Origin of the sequence: Escherichia sp. KTE96 (assembly GCF_000408525.1) — a bacterium.
Classification (GTDB): Bacteria; Pseudomonadota; Gammaproteobacteria; order Enterobacterales; family Enterobacteriaceae; genus Escherichia; species Escherichia marmotae.
The window spans coordinates 126,879-139,969 of sequence record NZ_KE137149.1 but is presented as its reverse complement, the minus strand read 5'-3'; the positions used below and the strand labels follow the sequence as shown (position 1 = coordinate 139,969).

The 13,091-nt window shown below is 51.0% G+C and carries 16 protein-coding genes; 7 read left to right on the top strand and 9 right to left on the bottom strand.

From position 1 onward, the window contains the following. Window positions 1–18: 18 nt before the first annotated feature. Window positions 19–294 carry a DNA-directed RNA polymerase subunit omega gene (rpoZ, locus tag A1WG_RS13555; RefSeq protein WP_000135058.1) on the bottom strand — a complete coding sequence of 92 codons (276 nt, stop codon included), beginning with the start codon at window positions 292–294 and terminating at the stop codon, window positions 19–21. 54 nt (window positions 295–348) lie between these two features. After that, on the bottom strand, window positions 349–972 hold the full coding sequence (gene gmk, locus A1WG_RS13560) for a guanylate kinase (RefSeq protein ID WP_001517448.1): 624 nt from the start codon (window positions 970–972) through the stop codon (window positions 349–351). A 257-nt stretch (window positions 973–1,229) separates the two neighbouring features. Here gmk and ligB point away from each other — a divergent pair, with 257 nt between their 5' ends. Beyond that, window positions 1,230–2,915, top strand: coding sequence for an NAD-dependent DNA ligase LigB (gene ligB, locus A1WG_RS13565; RefSeq protein WP_000870023.1), 1,686 nt, complete (start codon window positions 1,230–1,232; stop codon window positions 2,913–2,915). Here the strand turns inward: ligB and A1WG_RS13570 are convergent. Continuing rightward, the gene (locus A1WG_RS13570; RefSeq protein WP_001517449.1) at window positions 2,912–3,529 is read right to left on the bottom strand and encodes a trimeric intracellular cation channel family protein; all 618 of its coding nucleotides are present in this window, start codon (window positions 3,527–3,529) and stop codon (window positions 2,912–2,914) included. The genes ligB and A1WG_RS13570 overlap by 4 nt on opposite strands. Before the next feature lie 253 nt (window positions 3,530–3,782). Then, a complete protein-coding gene (locus A1WG_RS13575; protein ID WP_000621334.1) occupies window positions 3,783–4,646 on the bottom strand; it encodes a YicC/YloC family endoribonuclease in 864 nt (287 codons plus the stop codon). Window positions 4,647–4,772: 126 nt separating this feature from the next. Here A1WG_RS13575 and rph point away from each other — a divergent pair, with 126 nt between their 5' ends. Both rph and pyrE read left to right on the top strand, forming a co-directional pair. Then, entirely contained in the window at window positions 4,773–5,489 is a 717-nt protein-coding gene (gene rph / locus A1WG_RS13580; RefSeq protein WP_001247086.1) for a ribonuclease PH, read from the top strand. A 65-nt stretch (window positions 5,490–5,554) separates the two neighbouring features. Then, the gene (gene pyrE, locus A1WG_RS13585) at window positions 5,555–6,196 is read left to right on the top strand and encodes an orotate phosphoribosyltransferase (protein ID WP_001517450.1); all 642 of its coding nucleotides are present in this window, start codon (window positions 5,555–5,557) and stop codon (window positions 6,194–6,196) included. Between the two features lie 36 nt (window positions 6,197–6,232). Here the strand turns inward: pyrE and slmA are convergent, their stop codons facing one another. The 3 genes from slmA to coaBC all read right to left on the bottom strand — a co-directional run bounded on the left by slmA (window position 6,233) and on the right by coaBC (window position 8,592). Next, on the bottom strand, window positions 6,233–6,829 hold the full coding sequence (gene slmA / locus A1WG_RS13590) for a nucleoid occlusion factor SlmA (RefSeq protein ID WP_000818603.1): 597 nt from the start codon (window positions 6,827–6,829) through the stop codon (window positions 6,233–6,235). A gap of 106 nt (window positions 6,830–6,935) precedes the next feature. Next, window positions 6,936–7,394: a dUTP diphosphatase gene (gene dut, locus A1WG_RS13595; protein WP_000976070.1), complete on the bottom strand. Its 459-nt coding sequence runs from the start codon at window positions 7,392–7,394 to the stop codon at window positions 6,936–6,938. Next, a complete protein-coding gene (gene coaBC / locus A1WG_RS13600) occupies window positions 7,372–8,592 on the bottom strand; it encodes a bifunctional phosphopantothenoylcysteine decarboxylase/phosphopantothenate--cysteine ligase CoaBC (protein ID WP_001517451.1) in 1,221 nt (406 codons plus the stop codon). The genes dut and coaBC overlap by 23 nt, the downstream gene beginning before the upstream one ends. A gap of 171 nt (window positions 8,593–8,763) precedes the next feature. Here coaBC and radC point away from each other — a divergent pair, with 171 nt between their 5' ends. From radC to mutM, 4 genes are all read left to right on the top strand, one after another. After that, the gene (gene radC, locus A1WG_RS13605) at window positions 8,764–9,432 is read left to right on the top strand and encodes a RadC family protein (RefSeq protein WP_001517452.1); all 669 of its coding nucleotides are present in this window, start codon (window positions 8,764–8,766) and stop codon (window positions 9,430–9,432) included. 216 nt (window positions 9,433–9,648) lie between these two features. Beyond that, window positions 9,649–9,885 carry a 50S ribosomal protein L28 gene (gene rpmB / locus A1WG_RS13610; RefSeq protein WP_000091955.1) on the top strand — a complete coding sequence of 79 codons (237 nt, stop codon included), beginning with the start codon at window positions 9,649–9,651 and terminating at the stop codon, window positions 9,883–9,885. 20 nt (window positions 9,886–9,905) lie between these two features. After that, the gene (gene rpmG, locus A1WG_RS13615) at window positions 9,906–10,073 is read left to right on the top strand and encodes a 50S ribosomal protein L33 (RefSeq protein WP_001051798.1); all 168 of its coding nucleotides are present in this window, start codon (window positions 9,906–9,908) and stop codon (window positions 10,071–10,073) included. Between the two features lie 96 nt (window positions 10,074–10,169). Continuing rightward, window positions 10,170–10,979: a bifunctional DNA-formamidopyrimidine glycosylase/DNA-(apurinic or apyrimidinic site) lyase gene (gene mutM / locus A1WG_RS13620; RefSeq protein ID WP_001517453.1), complete on the top strand. Its 810-nt coding sequence runs from the start codon at window positions 10,170–10,172 to the stop codon at window positions 10,977–10,979. A gap of 38 nt (window positions 10,980–11,017) precedes the next feature. Here mutM and coaD read toward each other — a convergent pair whose 3' ends face one another. Together coaD and waaA are read right to left on the bottom strand one after the other, a co-directional pair. Continuing rightward, window positions 11,018–11,497 (bottom strand): pantetheine-phosphate adenylyltransferase, encoded by a 480-nt coding sequence (coaD, locus tag A1WG_RS13625; RefSeq protein WP_001517454.1) that lies wholly within the window; start codon window positions 11,495–11,497, stop codon window positions 11,018–11,020. Window positions 11,498–11,504: 7 nt separating this feature from the next. Beyond that, entirely contained in the window at window positions 11,505–12,782 is a 1,278-nt protein-coding gene (gene waaA, locus A1WG_RS13630; protein WP_000891578.1) for a lipid IV(A) 3-deoxy-D-manno-octulosonic acid transferase, read from the bottom strand. Between the last annotated feature and the right edge of the window lie 309 nt (window positions 12,783–13,091).

The following is a 13,091-nucleotide window of genomic DNA, read 5'->3' as shown; positions in this document are numbered from 1 at the left end:
GGGCGACCCGCTTTGTGATTAACGACGACCTTCAGCAATAGCGGTAACGGCTTGTAATTCAGCGGCTTCCTGCTCTTGCTGTTCCTGGCGTTCGCGAACGTCGAGGATCTGGTTGTTGATCAGACCTTCTTCGATTTCGCGCAGCGCGATTACTGTAGTTTTATCGTTTTCTTCCGGTACTAGCGGATCCTTTCCGCCTACCTGCATCTGACGAGCGCGACGCGCGGCGACCAGTACCAGGTCAAAACGGTTACCAATTTTCTCTACAGCGTCCTGAACAGTTACGCGTGCCATACTTAAAAAGCTCCACAGGTGAAGAAATGACTGGGCATGATACTGAAAGAAGGTTCAGTCTGCCAACAATTTGCTGATTAAAGCGTCATGACGTTGCTTTTGGCGACTCATGCGCAAGCGTTCGGCGCGAATAATGGTCTTCAAATCGGTCAATGCGGTATCGAAGTCATCATTCACAATCAAATAATCATATTCGGCGTAATGGCTCATTTCTGCAACTGCTTGCGCCATACGCTTTGCAATGACCTCTTCGCTGTCCTGACCGCGACCGCGTAGACGGCGGTCCAGCTCGATTTTGGACGGCGGTAAAATAAAGATACTACGCGCATGCGGCATCTTCTGGCGAATTTGCTGCGCACCCTGCCAGTCGATATCAAGAAAAACATCCACACCGCTTGCCAGTACTTGCTCAATGGCCTCGCGCGAAGTGCCGTAGTAATTACCGAACACTTCCGCGTGCTCAAGGAATGCATCTCTGCTAATCATTTCTTTAAATTCATCATGATTAACAAAAAAGTAATGCTCACCGTGTACTTCACCAGGACGCGGTGCGCGCGTGGTGTGTGAAACAGAAACCTGGGTGTCATACAACGGTTGGGTTTTTAATAAAGCCTGAATCAGGCTGGATTTACCCGCGCCACTGGGGGCAGAAACAATATAAAGCGTGCCTTGAGCCATGAGTATCTTTCGTATGTGATTAGCGAAATAAAGCCTACATACGAGCTTATTATACACGGCGTGGCCATGTGACGTAGCCCTTGCTCACACTTTTTGCGCAAAGTTGTTGCGTTTTGCGTAGCTGTTTCCGCAATTCCCTGTCATTTACTGCAATCAGGACGATTCTCTGGAAGCATCATCGCACACTTCAGTTTTGCCTCTCGGCTTTGCATTCACCTCGTTGTATACCTGCCAGCCTGACAACAGCGGAGGTGACGATGAAAGTATGGATTGCAGTGTTAATGAGTGTTTTGTGCTGGCAATCATCGGCGCAGGGAGTCTGCCCAGTCTGGTCGCCAGCCAGAGCGCATGAAGAAATTTCCCGCCTGCAACAGCAAATAAAACAGTGGGATGAGGATTACTGGAAAAAGGGAAAAAGTGCTGTTGAAGACGGCGTTTATGATCAACTCAGCGCCCGCCTTGCACAGTGGCAACGTTGTTTTGGTGAAGAGACAACTCGTGAAGCCATGATACTGCCTTTAATTGGAACCGTAATGCATCCAGTTGCTCATACTGGAGTGCGTAAGCTGGCGGATAAAAATGCATTGAGCCTTTGGATGCGTGAACGCAGCGATCTTTGGGTGCAGCCAAAAGTTGATGGTGTCGCGGTAACTCTGGTCTATCGTGACGGAAAACTGATTAAGGCGATCAGCCGTGGCAATGGCCTGAAAGGTGAAGACTGGACGCAGAAAGTGCGCTCGATTCCTTCTGTACCGCAATCCGTCAGCGAACCTTTAGCCAATAGCACACTGCAAGGAGAAATATTTCTCCGGAGCGAAGGTCATATCCAGCAGCAAATGGGCGGAATGAATGCGCGTGCAAAAGTTGCAGGTATGTTGATGCGCCAGGACAATAACGACACGCTAAATTCGCTGGGCGTTTTTATCTGGGCGTGGCCGGATGGACCGCAGTTAATGGCCGAGCGATTGCAGCAGCTTGCAAGCGCGGGATTTAGTCTGACGCAAGCGTACACTCACACGGTGAAAAATGCTGATGAGGTTGAGCGAGCACGTAATGAGTGGTGGAAAGCGAAATTGCCCTTCGTCACCGATGGCGTGGTTGTGCGAGCGGCTAAGGAACCCGAATCCCGCCATTGGTTACCGGGGCAGGCGGACTGGCTGGTGGCGTGGAAATATCAACCTGTGGCACAGGTTGCTGAAGTGAGTTCGATTCAGTTTGCAGTGGGCAAAAGCGGAAAAATATCGGTGGTGGCGTCACTCGCACCAGTCATGCTGGATGATAAAAAAGTTCAGCGGGTGAATATTGGTTCCGTCAGACGCTGGCAGGAGTGGGACATAGCGCCTGGCGATCAAATCCTCATAAGTCTTGCCGGTCAGGGTATTCCACGTATTGATGATGTGGTGTGGCGGACTGCGGAACGCAGAAAGCCGACACCGCCAGAAAACCGCTTTAACTCGTTGACCTGTTACTTTGCTTCTGATGTTTGTCTGGAGCAATTCATATCACGCTTAGTCTGGTTGGGGTCAAAACAGGTTTTGGGGCTGGATGGCATTGGCGAAGCTGGCTGGCGCGCACTGCATCAGACGCATCGCTTTGAGCATATCTTTTCCTGGCTTTCATTAACGCCAGAGCAATTACAGAACACGCCAGGGATAGCGAAAAGTAAAAGCGGGCAGTTATGGCATCAGTTTAATCTGGCTCGTAAGCAGCCTTTTACCCGCTGGGTGATGGCAATGGGAATACCGTTAACCCGGGGGGCGCTTAATGCCGGTGATGAACGGTCCTGGACGCAACTTTTGCAGAGAAGTGAACAACATTGGCAGCATCTGCCGGGAACCGGATCTCGTCGCGCCAGCCAGATTATTGAATGGAAGAATAATGTGCAAATCAAGACGCTAGGTAGCTGGTTGGCTACCCAGCAGATCGCAGGTTTTGTACCTTAATGACCTTCGTGGCTGTAGTAAAAAACGGGTAATCCCAGTTTAAGACGCAGTGCCAGCAAGCGAGCAAAAAAGCCAAACACCAGGGTGGAGATAATCACCACATCATGGTTGGAAACATAGTGTTGCAGTGCGATATACAGCACGGCGGAAGCAAATGAAACCCCGGCATACAGTTCTTTCTGAAAGACCAGCGGGATGCGTTTACAGAACATATCGCGCAAAACACCGCCAAATACGCCGGTTGTCACCGCAGCGACAACGGCAATGACCGGGCCGTGGCCCATATCCAGCGCGACCTGTGCGCCAATGATAGAAAAGACCACCAGTCCGAGCGCATCTAACACCAGAAAGACTTTGCGCAGGTAAGGCATTACGGGAGCAACAATAGTGGTGAGTACCGCGGCGGTGGCGACGATAATCACATATTCCGGATGTTTGACCCAGCCGAGCGGATAGTGGCCCAAAAGTATATCCCGTACTGAACCGCCGCCGATTGCAGTGGCGGTCGCAATAATAATTACGCCAAATGTATCCATGCGCCGCCGTCCGGCCGCCAGCGCTCCCGTCATGGCTTCGGCAGTAATGCCAACCAAATACAAAATGTGTAACAGCATGGTTCTCTCCCTAAAAATCTGTCTGGCAGGGTAGCGATTTGTACGCATCGTCACGATTGAGATTTTTTAAGGTGAGAGGTTATTGATAATATTTAGTTATGTGAAATTGGTGTTTTCTGTAGTTTTAATGCGTTTCTCTTAGATTGTCAGAAGAAAAATGCATTAGAAATATTAGGGCGTGTTTTAAAGTAAATAAGAAGTCTGTATACGTAGCGCCGCTGTAATTTAACAACGGCCTACGGAATTATGAGGGTTACTCGATATTCTGAATCTGTTCGCGCATTTGTTCGATCAGTACTTTCAGTTCAATAGCTGAATTAGTTACTTCGGCATTGATAGACTTCGAGGCCAGGGTGTTCGACTCGCGATTAAACTCTTGCATCATAAAGTCCAGACGACGGCCAACCGCTTCTTTTTTCTTCAGAATGTTGTAGGTCTCTTTGACATGCGCTTCGAGGCGGTCCAGCTCTTCGGCAACGTCAATTCGTTGCGCCAGCAGCACTAACTCTTGCTCCAGGCGATTGTTTTCCAACTGTACCTGAGCATCTTCCAGTTTCGCTACCAGACGTTCACGCTGCCATTGCAGGATTTCCGGCATATGGGCACGAACTTTAGCCACTTCGGCGGTGACACCTTCCAGACGCTGCTCGATCAACGCTTTCAGCGCCTGACCTTCGGTTTCGCGCGCGACAATAAAGTCGTCAAGAGTACCATCCAGCGCAGCGAGAATTTCAGCGGCAATGGCGTCGAGATCCTGCTCCTGAGCTGCCATCACACCCGGCCAGCGCAGGATATCAACCGGGTTGATTTCCCCTTCGTCGCTCTGCATTTTTACCCAGTTAGCAGCAGTTACGAGCTGTTTAGCCAGCTTTTCGTTGAGAATCAGCTCGCCTTGTGCGCTAACATCTGGCTCATAGCGCAGGGTGCATTCCACTTTACCGCGCGTCAGGCGAGAACGAATACGCTCGCGAACGACAGGTTCAAGGCTACGGAACTGCTCCGGCAGACGAAAGTAAGTTTCCAGATAACGCTGGTTTACCGAGCGCATTTCCCAGGTTGCGCTCCCCCATTCACCCTTGATTTCACGCCGGGCGTAGGCGGTCATACTGCGGATCATAGACGTTCCTGTTTTTGAAAGGAGAGGTGGAAGGATTATAGCCATCGATGCCTTGTCAGGATAGGAATAACCGCCGGAAGTCCGTATAATGCGCAGCCACATTTGTTTCAAGCCGGAGATTTCAATATGCGTCCAGCAGGCCGTAGCAATAATCAGGTGCGTCCCGTTACCCTGACTCGTAACTATACAAAACATGCAGAAGGCTCGGTGCTGGTCGAATTTGGCGATACCAAAGTGTTGTGTACTGCCTCTATTGAAGAAGGCGTGCCGCGCTTCCTGAAAGGTCAGGGGCAGGGCTGGATCACCGCAGAATACGGTATGTTGCCGCGCTCCACCCACACCCGTAACGCCCGCGAAGCGGCGAAAGGTAAGCAGGGCGGACGCACGATGGAAATCCAGCGTCTGATCGCCCGTGCATTGCGTGCAGCGGTTGATTTGAAAGCGTTGGGTGAGTTCACCATTACGCTGGACTGCGACGTACTTCAGGCCGATGGCGGCACGCGCACTGCTTCGATCACCGGTGCTTGCGTGGCGCTGGCAGATGCGCTGAATAAGCTGGTTGAGAATGGCAAACTGAAAACCAACCCGATGAAAGGCATGGTAGCTGCGGTTTCGGTGGGTATCGTTAATGGCGAAGCGATTTGCGATCTGGAATATGTTGAAGACTCTGCCGCAGAAACGGACATGAACGTGGTGATGACCGAAGATGGGCGGATCATTGAGGTTCAGGGAACGGCAGAAGGCGAACCATTCACCCACGAAGAACTCCTCACCTTGTTGGCGCTGGCCCGAGGGGGAATCGAATCCATTGTAGCGACGCAGAAGGCGGCGCTGGCAAACTGATTTTTAAGGCGACTGATGAGTCGCCTTTTTTTTGTCTGTAGAAAAGTAAGATGAGGAGCGAAGGCATGAAACCATATCAGCGCCAGTTTATTGAGTTTGCGCTTGGCAAACAGGTATTAAAGTTTGGTGAGTTTACGCTGAAATCCGGGCGTAAAAGCCCCTATTTCTTCAACGCCGGACTATTTAATACCGGGCGCGACCTGGCACTGTTAGGCCGTTTTTACGCTGAAGCGTTAGTGGATTCTGGCATTGAGTTCGATCTGCTGTTTGGCCCCGCTTACAAAGGTATTCCGATCGCGACCACAACCGCTGTGGCACTGGCGGAGCATCATGACCTTGACCTGCCATACTGCTTTAACCGCAAAGAAGCAAAAGACCACGGCGAAGGTGGCAATCTGGTTGGTAGCGCGTTACAAGGACGAGTAATGCTGGTGGATGATGTGATCACCGCCGGAACGGCGATTCGTGAGTCGATGGAAATTATTCAGGCCAATGGCGCGACGCTTGCTGGCGTGCTGATTTCGCTCGATCGTCAGGAACGTGGTCGTGGCGAGATATCAGCGATTCAGGAAGTTGAGCGTGATTACAACTGCAAAGTGATCTCTATCATCACCCTGAAAGACCTGATTGCTTATCTGGAAGAGAAGCCGGACATGGCGGAACATCTGGCAGCCGTTAAGGCTTATCGCGAAGAGTACGGGGTTTGATAAAAAACGCCGGATGGTAAGTCATCCGGCGTCATTTTATTGCAACTGCGCGGCAATCAACGGCCAGCGAGCGTCAAAGTCATCCGTCGGGCGGTATTTAAACTCGCTGCGGACAAAACGAGACAGCATCCCTTCACAAAATGCCAGAAGTTGGCTTGCCAGCAACGTTTCATCGGTGGTGTAACCTTCACCCTCACGCATTCTCTTTTCACGCAATACCTGACGCAGTTGCGCTTCAATACGCTCGAACAGTTGGTTGATGCGCCCTTGCAGGCGGTCTTGTTCGAACATTAGCGCATGGCCGGTGAGGATACGGGTCAGGCCTGGATTACGCTCGCCAAAACCGAGAAGTAGCAACACAATCAGACGCAGACGCGCAGTGGTGTCCTTCTCATCTTTCAGAATCAGATTAATGCGAGTAATCAGGCTATCTTCGATAAACTCAATCAGGCTATCGAACATGCGGGTCTTACTGGGGAAGTGGCGATACAGAGCCGCTTCGGAAACGCCGACAGAGGCGGCCAGTTTCGCCGTCGTGATACGTTGGCTTCCATCGCTGGATTCCAGCATCAGCGCCAGAGACTGAAGTATTTCTTCGCGACGGTTCCTTTTCGCAGTTTGTTTTTCTGCCATGTTACAAAATACCCCTGAAAATAAGCACTTGCCAGGCGGCACCCACGCTATGACCGCAAACAAAATGTTTGCGGCGATGTTATGACGTTATTTGGATGCGTATGTGTTACTGACGACCAGAGTGACCAAAGCCGCCTTCACCGCGGTCAGTAGCGTCAAAATCTTCCACCAGATTAAATTCAGCCTGTACCACCGGAACAAAAATCATCTGTGCGATACGTTCACCAGGTTGAATGGTGAAGCTGTCCTGACCACGGTTCCATACAGAGATCATCAATTGGCCCTGATAGTCGGAATCGATCAATCCCACCAGGTTGCCGAGTACGATACCGTGCTTATGGCCCAGCCCGGAGCGCGGCAGCATCATCGCCGCCAGTGAAGGATCGGCAATATGAATCGCCAGTCCGGTCGGCACAAGTGTCGTGTCGCCCGGTGCCAATTCTACGGCGTCGTCGAGACAAGCGCGCAGGTCAAGTCCGGCAGAACCAGAAGTGGCATAAGTCGGGAGTGGAAATTCCTTCCCAACGCGCGGGTCCAGAATCTTAACGTCGATTTTCTTCATCATAACGGGTCACAATCTCGTCGAGTAATAATTGGCCAAGGAGCTCTTTTCGCTCAAGCGGTAAGATTTTATCGCCATCTTGCCAGAAAAGGTGTAATGCGTTTTTGTCGCTATTAAAGCCTTGAGTTGGCTGGGAAACATCGTTCGCGCAGATCAGATCAAGGTTTTTACGGATACGTTTTTGTCGGGCGTATTCTTCCACATTATTTGTTTCGGCCGCAAATCCAACAACATAAGGCCGATGGTCTTTTAATGCGGCAACACCGGCGACGATATCGGGGTTTTTAACCATTTTTATTGTTAATTCATCGCCCGGCGTGGCCTGCTTTTTGATTTTTTCGCGGGCAACGGTAGCTGCGCGATAATCCGCAACGGCAGCGCAACCGATAAATATATTTTGCTGTTGTACAGAAGCCTTCACGGCCGCTTCCATCTCCAGTGCGGTTATCACGTCAATACGTTTCACAAACGGTGGCGTCGGTAGCGAAACCGGGCCAGAAACCAGCGTGACGTTTGCTCCTCTACGTGCTGCTGCTGCAGCAATGGCGAATCCCATCTTGCCGGAGCTGTGATTAGAGATGTAACGCACCGGATCGAGTGGTTCACGTGTCGGACCCGCGGTAATCATAATATTCAGATGTTTCAGGTCGTTGACGGGGGAGAAATGGGCCACCGCCATATCAACAATGGTTAACGGATCGAGCATTCGCCCTGGGCCGATATCACCACAGGCCTGGCTGCCGCTATCTGGCCCCCAGATCAACAAACCTCGCGAGGCAAGTACCTCTAAATTACGCTGAGTAGCTGCAGCCCGATACATCTGCTGGTTCATTGCTGGCAGCACGGCAACAGGCGCAGGCGTCGCAAGGCAAATCGTTGATACCAGATCATTCGCCATACCAGCAGCAACGCGGGCAATCAAATCCGCTGTCGCTGGAGCAAGAATCACTAAATCAGCCCATTTTCCCAGCTCAATATGGCCCATTGCCGCTTCGGCAGCTGGGTCCAGCAGACTGTCGGAAACGGGATAACCAGAGACTGCCTGCAAGCTAAGTGGAGTGATAAAGGCTTTTGCCGCTTCGGTCATGGCTACACGGACGTCGGCCCCGCGATCGCGCAAACGACGCACCAGTTCAGGGGTTTTATAGGCAGCAATACCGCCGCTGACGCCGAGAACGATTTTTTTACCGGCCAGGCTCATGATGATTTTTCCTGTTGGGTGACACCAGAAGTTGGCGATTTTATCACAATACTTTTGTTGTCGTGCTTTCACCTGAGAATCACTTTGCGAGGCGCTTTCCAGGATTGAAAACTGACCGTCGATTTAACCAAACGACTATGACAGGATGCGCCCTCCACAAAGGAGGTGAAGGTGAAAAGCAATGCTGACTTGTTGATGCCACGTGAAAAAATGCTGAAGTTGGGTATTAGCGCGTTAACGGATATTGAACTGCTGGCGCTGTTTCTGCGTACAGGAACGCACGGAAAAGATGTGCTAACCCTGGCAAAAGAGATGCTGGAGAATTTCGGCTCTCTTTACGGCTTGTTATCCTCTGAATATGAACAAGTTAGAGGCGTTCATGGAATAGGTGTGGCGAAATTCGCCCAGTTAAAGGGGATTGCCGAACTGGCCCGGCGTTACTACAACGTGCGGATACGCGAAGAAAGCCCGTTACTTAGCCCGGAGATGACGCGCGAGTTTTTACAAAGCCAGCTTACGGGCGAAGAGCGCGAGATCTTTATGGTGATCTTTCTCGACACTCAACACCGGGTACTTACTCACAGCCGATTGTTTTCCGGCACACTAAACCATGTGGAAGTCCATCCGCGTGAGATTGTTCGGGAAGCGATAAAAATAAACGCGGCGGCACTGATCCTTGCCCATAATCACCCTTCGGGTTGTGCTGAACCCAGTAAAGCGGATAAACTCATCACCGAACGGATAATAAAAAGTTGTCAGTTCATGGATTTACGCGTGCTCGACCATATCGTGATTGGGCGTGGAGAGTATGTTTCTTTTGCCGAACGCGGCTGGATTTAACCCGCTATGCGCGATCCTTCGGGATCTTTGTCTGTTCGGGACTTGAGCACATCGCTGAGTCAGCGTATACTACGCCACCTTTGAGAATCTCGGGTTTGGCATTTGGGCCTGGCAATCGAGAGTTCACATAGAACTGCGATGACCGGGCTGTAAAGCCTGACGAGGCGCCAATACCCCATACGAAGCTCGAGCTAATTTGATTTTTGGAGAATAGACATGTCCCGAGTCTGCCAAGTTACTGGCAAGCGTCCGGTGACCGGTAACAACCGTTCCCACGCACTGAACGCGACTAAACGCCGTTTCCTGCCTAACCTGCACTCTCACCGTTTCTGGGTTGAGAGCGAGAAGCGTTTTGTCACCCTGCGCGTATCTGCTAAAGGTATGCGTGTAATCGATAAAAAAGGCATCGATACAGTTCTGGCTGAACTGCGTGCCCGTGGCGAAAAGTACTAAGTACTTAGAGGAAATAAATCATGGCTAAAGGTATTCGTGAGAAAATCAAGCTGGTTTCTTCTGCTGGTACTGGTCACTTCTATACCACTACGAAGAACAAACGTACTAAGCCGGAAAAACTGGAACTGAAAAAATTCGATCCAGTTGTACGCCAGCACGTGATCTACAAAGAAGCGAAAATCAAATAATTCTCGCTTTGATGTAATAAAAACCTCGCTCCGGCGGGGTTTTTTGTTATCTGCTTGCCCCCATATTGACTGCATCTGTTCATTCCAGGAGATGCTATGCCTGAATTACCAGAAGTTGAAACCAGCCGCCGCGGCATTGAACCGCATCTCGTTGGCGCGACCATTCTTCATGCGGTGGTCCGCAACGGGCGTTTGCGCTGGCCAGTCTCGGAAGAAATCTACCGTCTAAGTGACCAGCCGGTGCTTAGTGTGCAGCGCCGCGCTAAATATCTGTTGCTGGAATTGCCGGAAGGCTGGATCATCATTCATCTGGGTATGTCTGGCAGTCTGCGCATACTTACGGAAGAACGTCCTCCTGAAAAGCATGATCATGTTGATTTGGTGATGAGCAACGGCAAAGTGCTGCGATATACCGATCCTCGTCGCTTTGGTGCCTGGTTGTGGACCAAAGATCTGGAAGGACACAATGTGTTGGCACATCTTGGACCGGAGCCGCTTAGCGATGATTTCAACGGCGAATACCTGCATCAGAAATGCGCGAAGAAAAAGACAGCGATTAAACCCTGGCTGATGGATAACAAGCTGGTGGTGGGCGTGGGGAATATCTATGCCAGCGAGTCACTGTTTGCTGCGGGGATCCATCCGGATCGGCTGGCGTCATCGCTGTCGCTGGCGGAGTGCGAATTGCTGGCTCGGGTGATTAAAGCGGTGTTACTGCGTTCTATTGAGCAGGGCGGCACGACGCTGAAAGATTTTCTGCAAAGCGACGGAAAACCAGGTTATTTCGCGCAGGAATTACAGGTTTACGGGCGTAAAGGCGAACCGTGTCGGGTTTGTGGTACGCCGATTGTGGCGACTAAACATGCGCAGCGGGCGACGTTTTATTGCCGGCAGTGCCAGAAGTAATTCATGCGAGCCGGATGGCATTCCATCCGGCATAAAAGCTACGCTAACTTCGCCATCAGCGCCTGATGGACATTCTTCGGCAGGAAATGGGTGACATCACCCTGATGGCGCGCAACTTCTTTCACCAACGATGAAGAAATAAACGACCACTCTTTCGAAGGCATCAAGAAGACGCTTTCCAGCTCCGGCATTAAGTGGCGATTCATATGCGCCAGTTGCATTTCATATTCAAAATCTGCTACCGCACGCAGGCCACGAATCAGTACCGTGGCTTGTTGATTACGGGCGAAGTTCGCCATCAAATCACTAAAACCGACCACTTCAACGTTATCCAGATGTGCGGTTGCCTGCTGAGCCAGCGCCACACGCTCTTCCAGGGTAAACATTGGTTTTTTACTGGGGCTGGCGGCAATCGCCAGAATAACGTGATCGAACATCTGCGTAGCGCGCGTCACGATATCGATATGACCATTGGTAATGGGATCGAAAGTCCCCGGATAAATCGCCCGTTTTTGCATAACAACCTCAATGCGTTTTCGGTGGCAGGTAAGGTTCCAGCAGTTGAAGCAGACGCTGCAGCGCGCCCTGGTTTTGATACAGCACTTCAACGGCATGACGGCCATAGAAACTACGGTAATCGGCGTCAGTGAGCAAAGAGGAAACCTCTTTTGCCAGTGACGCGGCATCGGTGACGGTAATCAGCCCGCTTGCCTGCTCCAGCCGTGCGCAAATGTCTTTAAAGTTAAAAGTATGCGGCCCCATCAGTACCGGAATAGCGTGTGCGGCGGCTTCCAGCGGATTATGCCCACCGCGTTCGACCAATGAACCGCCAACAAAAGCGAGATCGGCAATGCCATACAGCAGCATCAGCTCGCCCATCGTATCGCCAATTACCACTTGTGTACTGGCGGAAGGGATTTCTCCGGAAGAGCGTGTGATATAGCTTAGCCCAGCCTGGCGGACAAGGTTAATCGCATCCGGGAAGCGTTCCGGATGACGTGGAACAAGAATAAGCAATAAATTAGGGAACTGCTGCAACAGCGCCTGATGTGCGGCAATCACCACACTCTCTTCGCCATCGTGAGTGCTGGTGGCAATCCATACCGGACGATGAGGTGCCCACTGGCGGCGCAGTGTTACTGCTTTAGCGGCTAGCTGCGGAGTTACCGAGATATCGAATTTCAGGCTACCAGTCACAGTCACCTGATTATTTTTTGCGCCCAGCGCCACAAAACGCGCGCCATCTTCTTCGTTTTGCGCGGCGATTAGTGTAATACGACGCAACAAGCGACGAACAAATTTGCCCAGTTTGGCGTACCCCGCCGCAGAGCGTGCAGAAAGTCGCGCATTGGCGATAACCAGCGGGATCTTGCGCTTATGTAGTGCCGCAATCAGGTTAGGCCACAGCTCCGTTTCCATAATCAACACCAGTTTAGGATCGACTTTATTAAGAAAACGGTTGAGCGCATCGGGTAGATCGTAAGGCAGATAGACGTGCTGAACATCTTTACCGAAAGCAGATTGCACGCGTTCCGAGCCGGTCGGCGTCATAGTCGTGACGGTAATTGGCAAATCAGGATAGCGATGACGCAGCGCGCGCACCAACGGGATCGCCGCCAGGGTTTCACCGACGGAGACGGAGTGCAGCATGATGCCGCCTTGTTTCAGCGGATGGCGGTAAAAACCGTAACGTTCACCCCAGCGTTTTCGATAGGCCGGAGCCTTACGTCCGCGCACCCAAAGCCGTATCCAGATCAACGGCTGAATAAGGTAGAGAAGGGCGGTGTAAAGCAATTCAAGCATAATAAATAGCTGACTTATGGATGTGCTGGGGATTCTATGTATTTAGCTGGGGCTTTACCATTACTTTTCCCGTTTTTGACTTAAATAGCTTCTGTTTGGCCTGAACTGCCGCTACATCTCCAGTTTTTTTGTATTTTTATGCGATTTATTGAAACTCGACCCTATTTTCAACTCTACATCGGCTATACCGGTATTATCTGCGCGCTTTTTCTTATCTATATGATTTTTATGATTAAAACATATTTTGTGTATAAAAATCATTCGGGTCGGATTGCTGCGAAAGAAATGCTACACTAGCACGTCAAAGTA

Coding starts and splice junctions, on each gene's coding strand:
- waaA (WP_000891578.1), bottom strand. CDS start 12,782: ATGCTTGAATTGCTTTACACCGCCCTTCTCTACCTTATTCAGCCGTTG.
- coaD (WP_001517454.1), bottom strand. CDS start 11,497: ATGCAAAAACGGGCGATTTATCCGGGGACTTTCGATCCCATTACCAAT.
- coaBC (WP_001517451.1), bottom strand. CDS start 8,592: ATGAGCCTGGCCGGTAAAAAAATCGTTCTCGGCGTCAGCGGCGGTATT.
- slmA (WP_000818603.1), bottom strand. CDS start 6,829: ATGGCAGAAAAACAAACTGCGAAAAGGAACCGTCGCGAAGAAATACTT.
- dut (WP_000976070.1), bottom strand. CDS start 7,394: ATGATGAAGAAAATCGACGTTAAGATTCTGGACCCGCGCGTTGGGAAG.
- pyrE (WP_001517450.1), top strand. CDS start 5,555: ATGAAACCATATCAGCGCCAGTTTATTGAGTTTGCGCTTGGCAAACAG.
- mutM (WP_001517453.1), top strand. CDS start 10,170: ATGCCTGAATTACCAGAAGTTGAAACCAGCCGCCGCGGCATTGAACCG.
- rph (WP_001247086.1), top strand. CDS start 4,773: ATGCGTCCAGCAGGCCGTAGCAATAATCAGGTGCGTCCCGTTACCCTG.
- rpmG (WP_001051798.1), top strand. CDS start 9,906: ATGGCTAAAGGTATTCGTGAGAAAATCAAGCTGGTTTCTTCTGCTGGT.
- rpmB (WP_000091955.1), top strand. CDS start 9,649: ATGTCCCGAGTCTGCCAAGTTACTGGCAAGCGTCCGGTGACCGGTAAC.
- ligB (WP_000870023.1), top strand. CDS start 1,230: ATGAAAGTATGGATTGCAGTGTTAATGAGTGTTTTGTGCTGGCAATCA.
- A1WG_RS13575 (WP_000621334.1), bottom strand. CDS start 4,646: ATGATCCGCAGTATGACCGCCTACGCCCGGCGTGAAATCAAGGGTGAA.
- A1WG_RS13570 (WP_001517449.1), bottom strand. CDS start 3,529: ATGCTGTTACACATTTTGTATTTGGTTGGCATTACTGCCGAAGCCATG.
- gmk (WP_001517448.1), bottom strand. CDS start 972: ATGGCTCAAGGCACGCTTTATATTGTTTCTGCCCCCAGTGGCGCGGGT.
- rpoZ (WP_000135058.1), bottom strand. CDS start 294: ATGGCACGCGTAACTGTTCAGGACGCTGTAGAGAAAATTGGTAACCGT.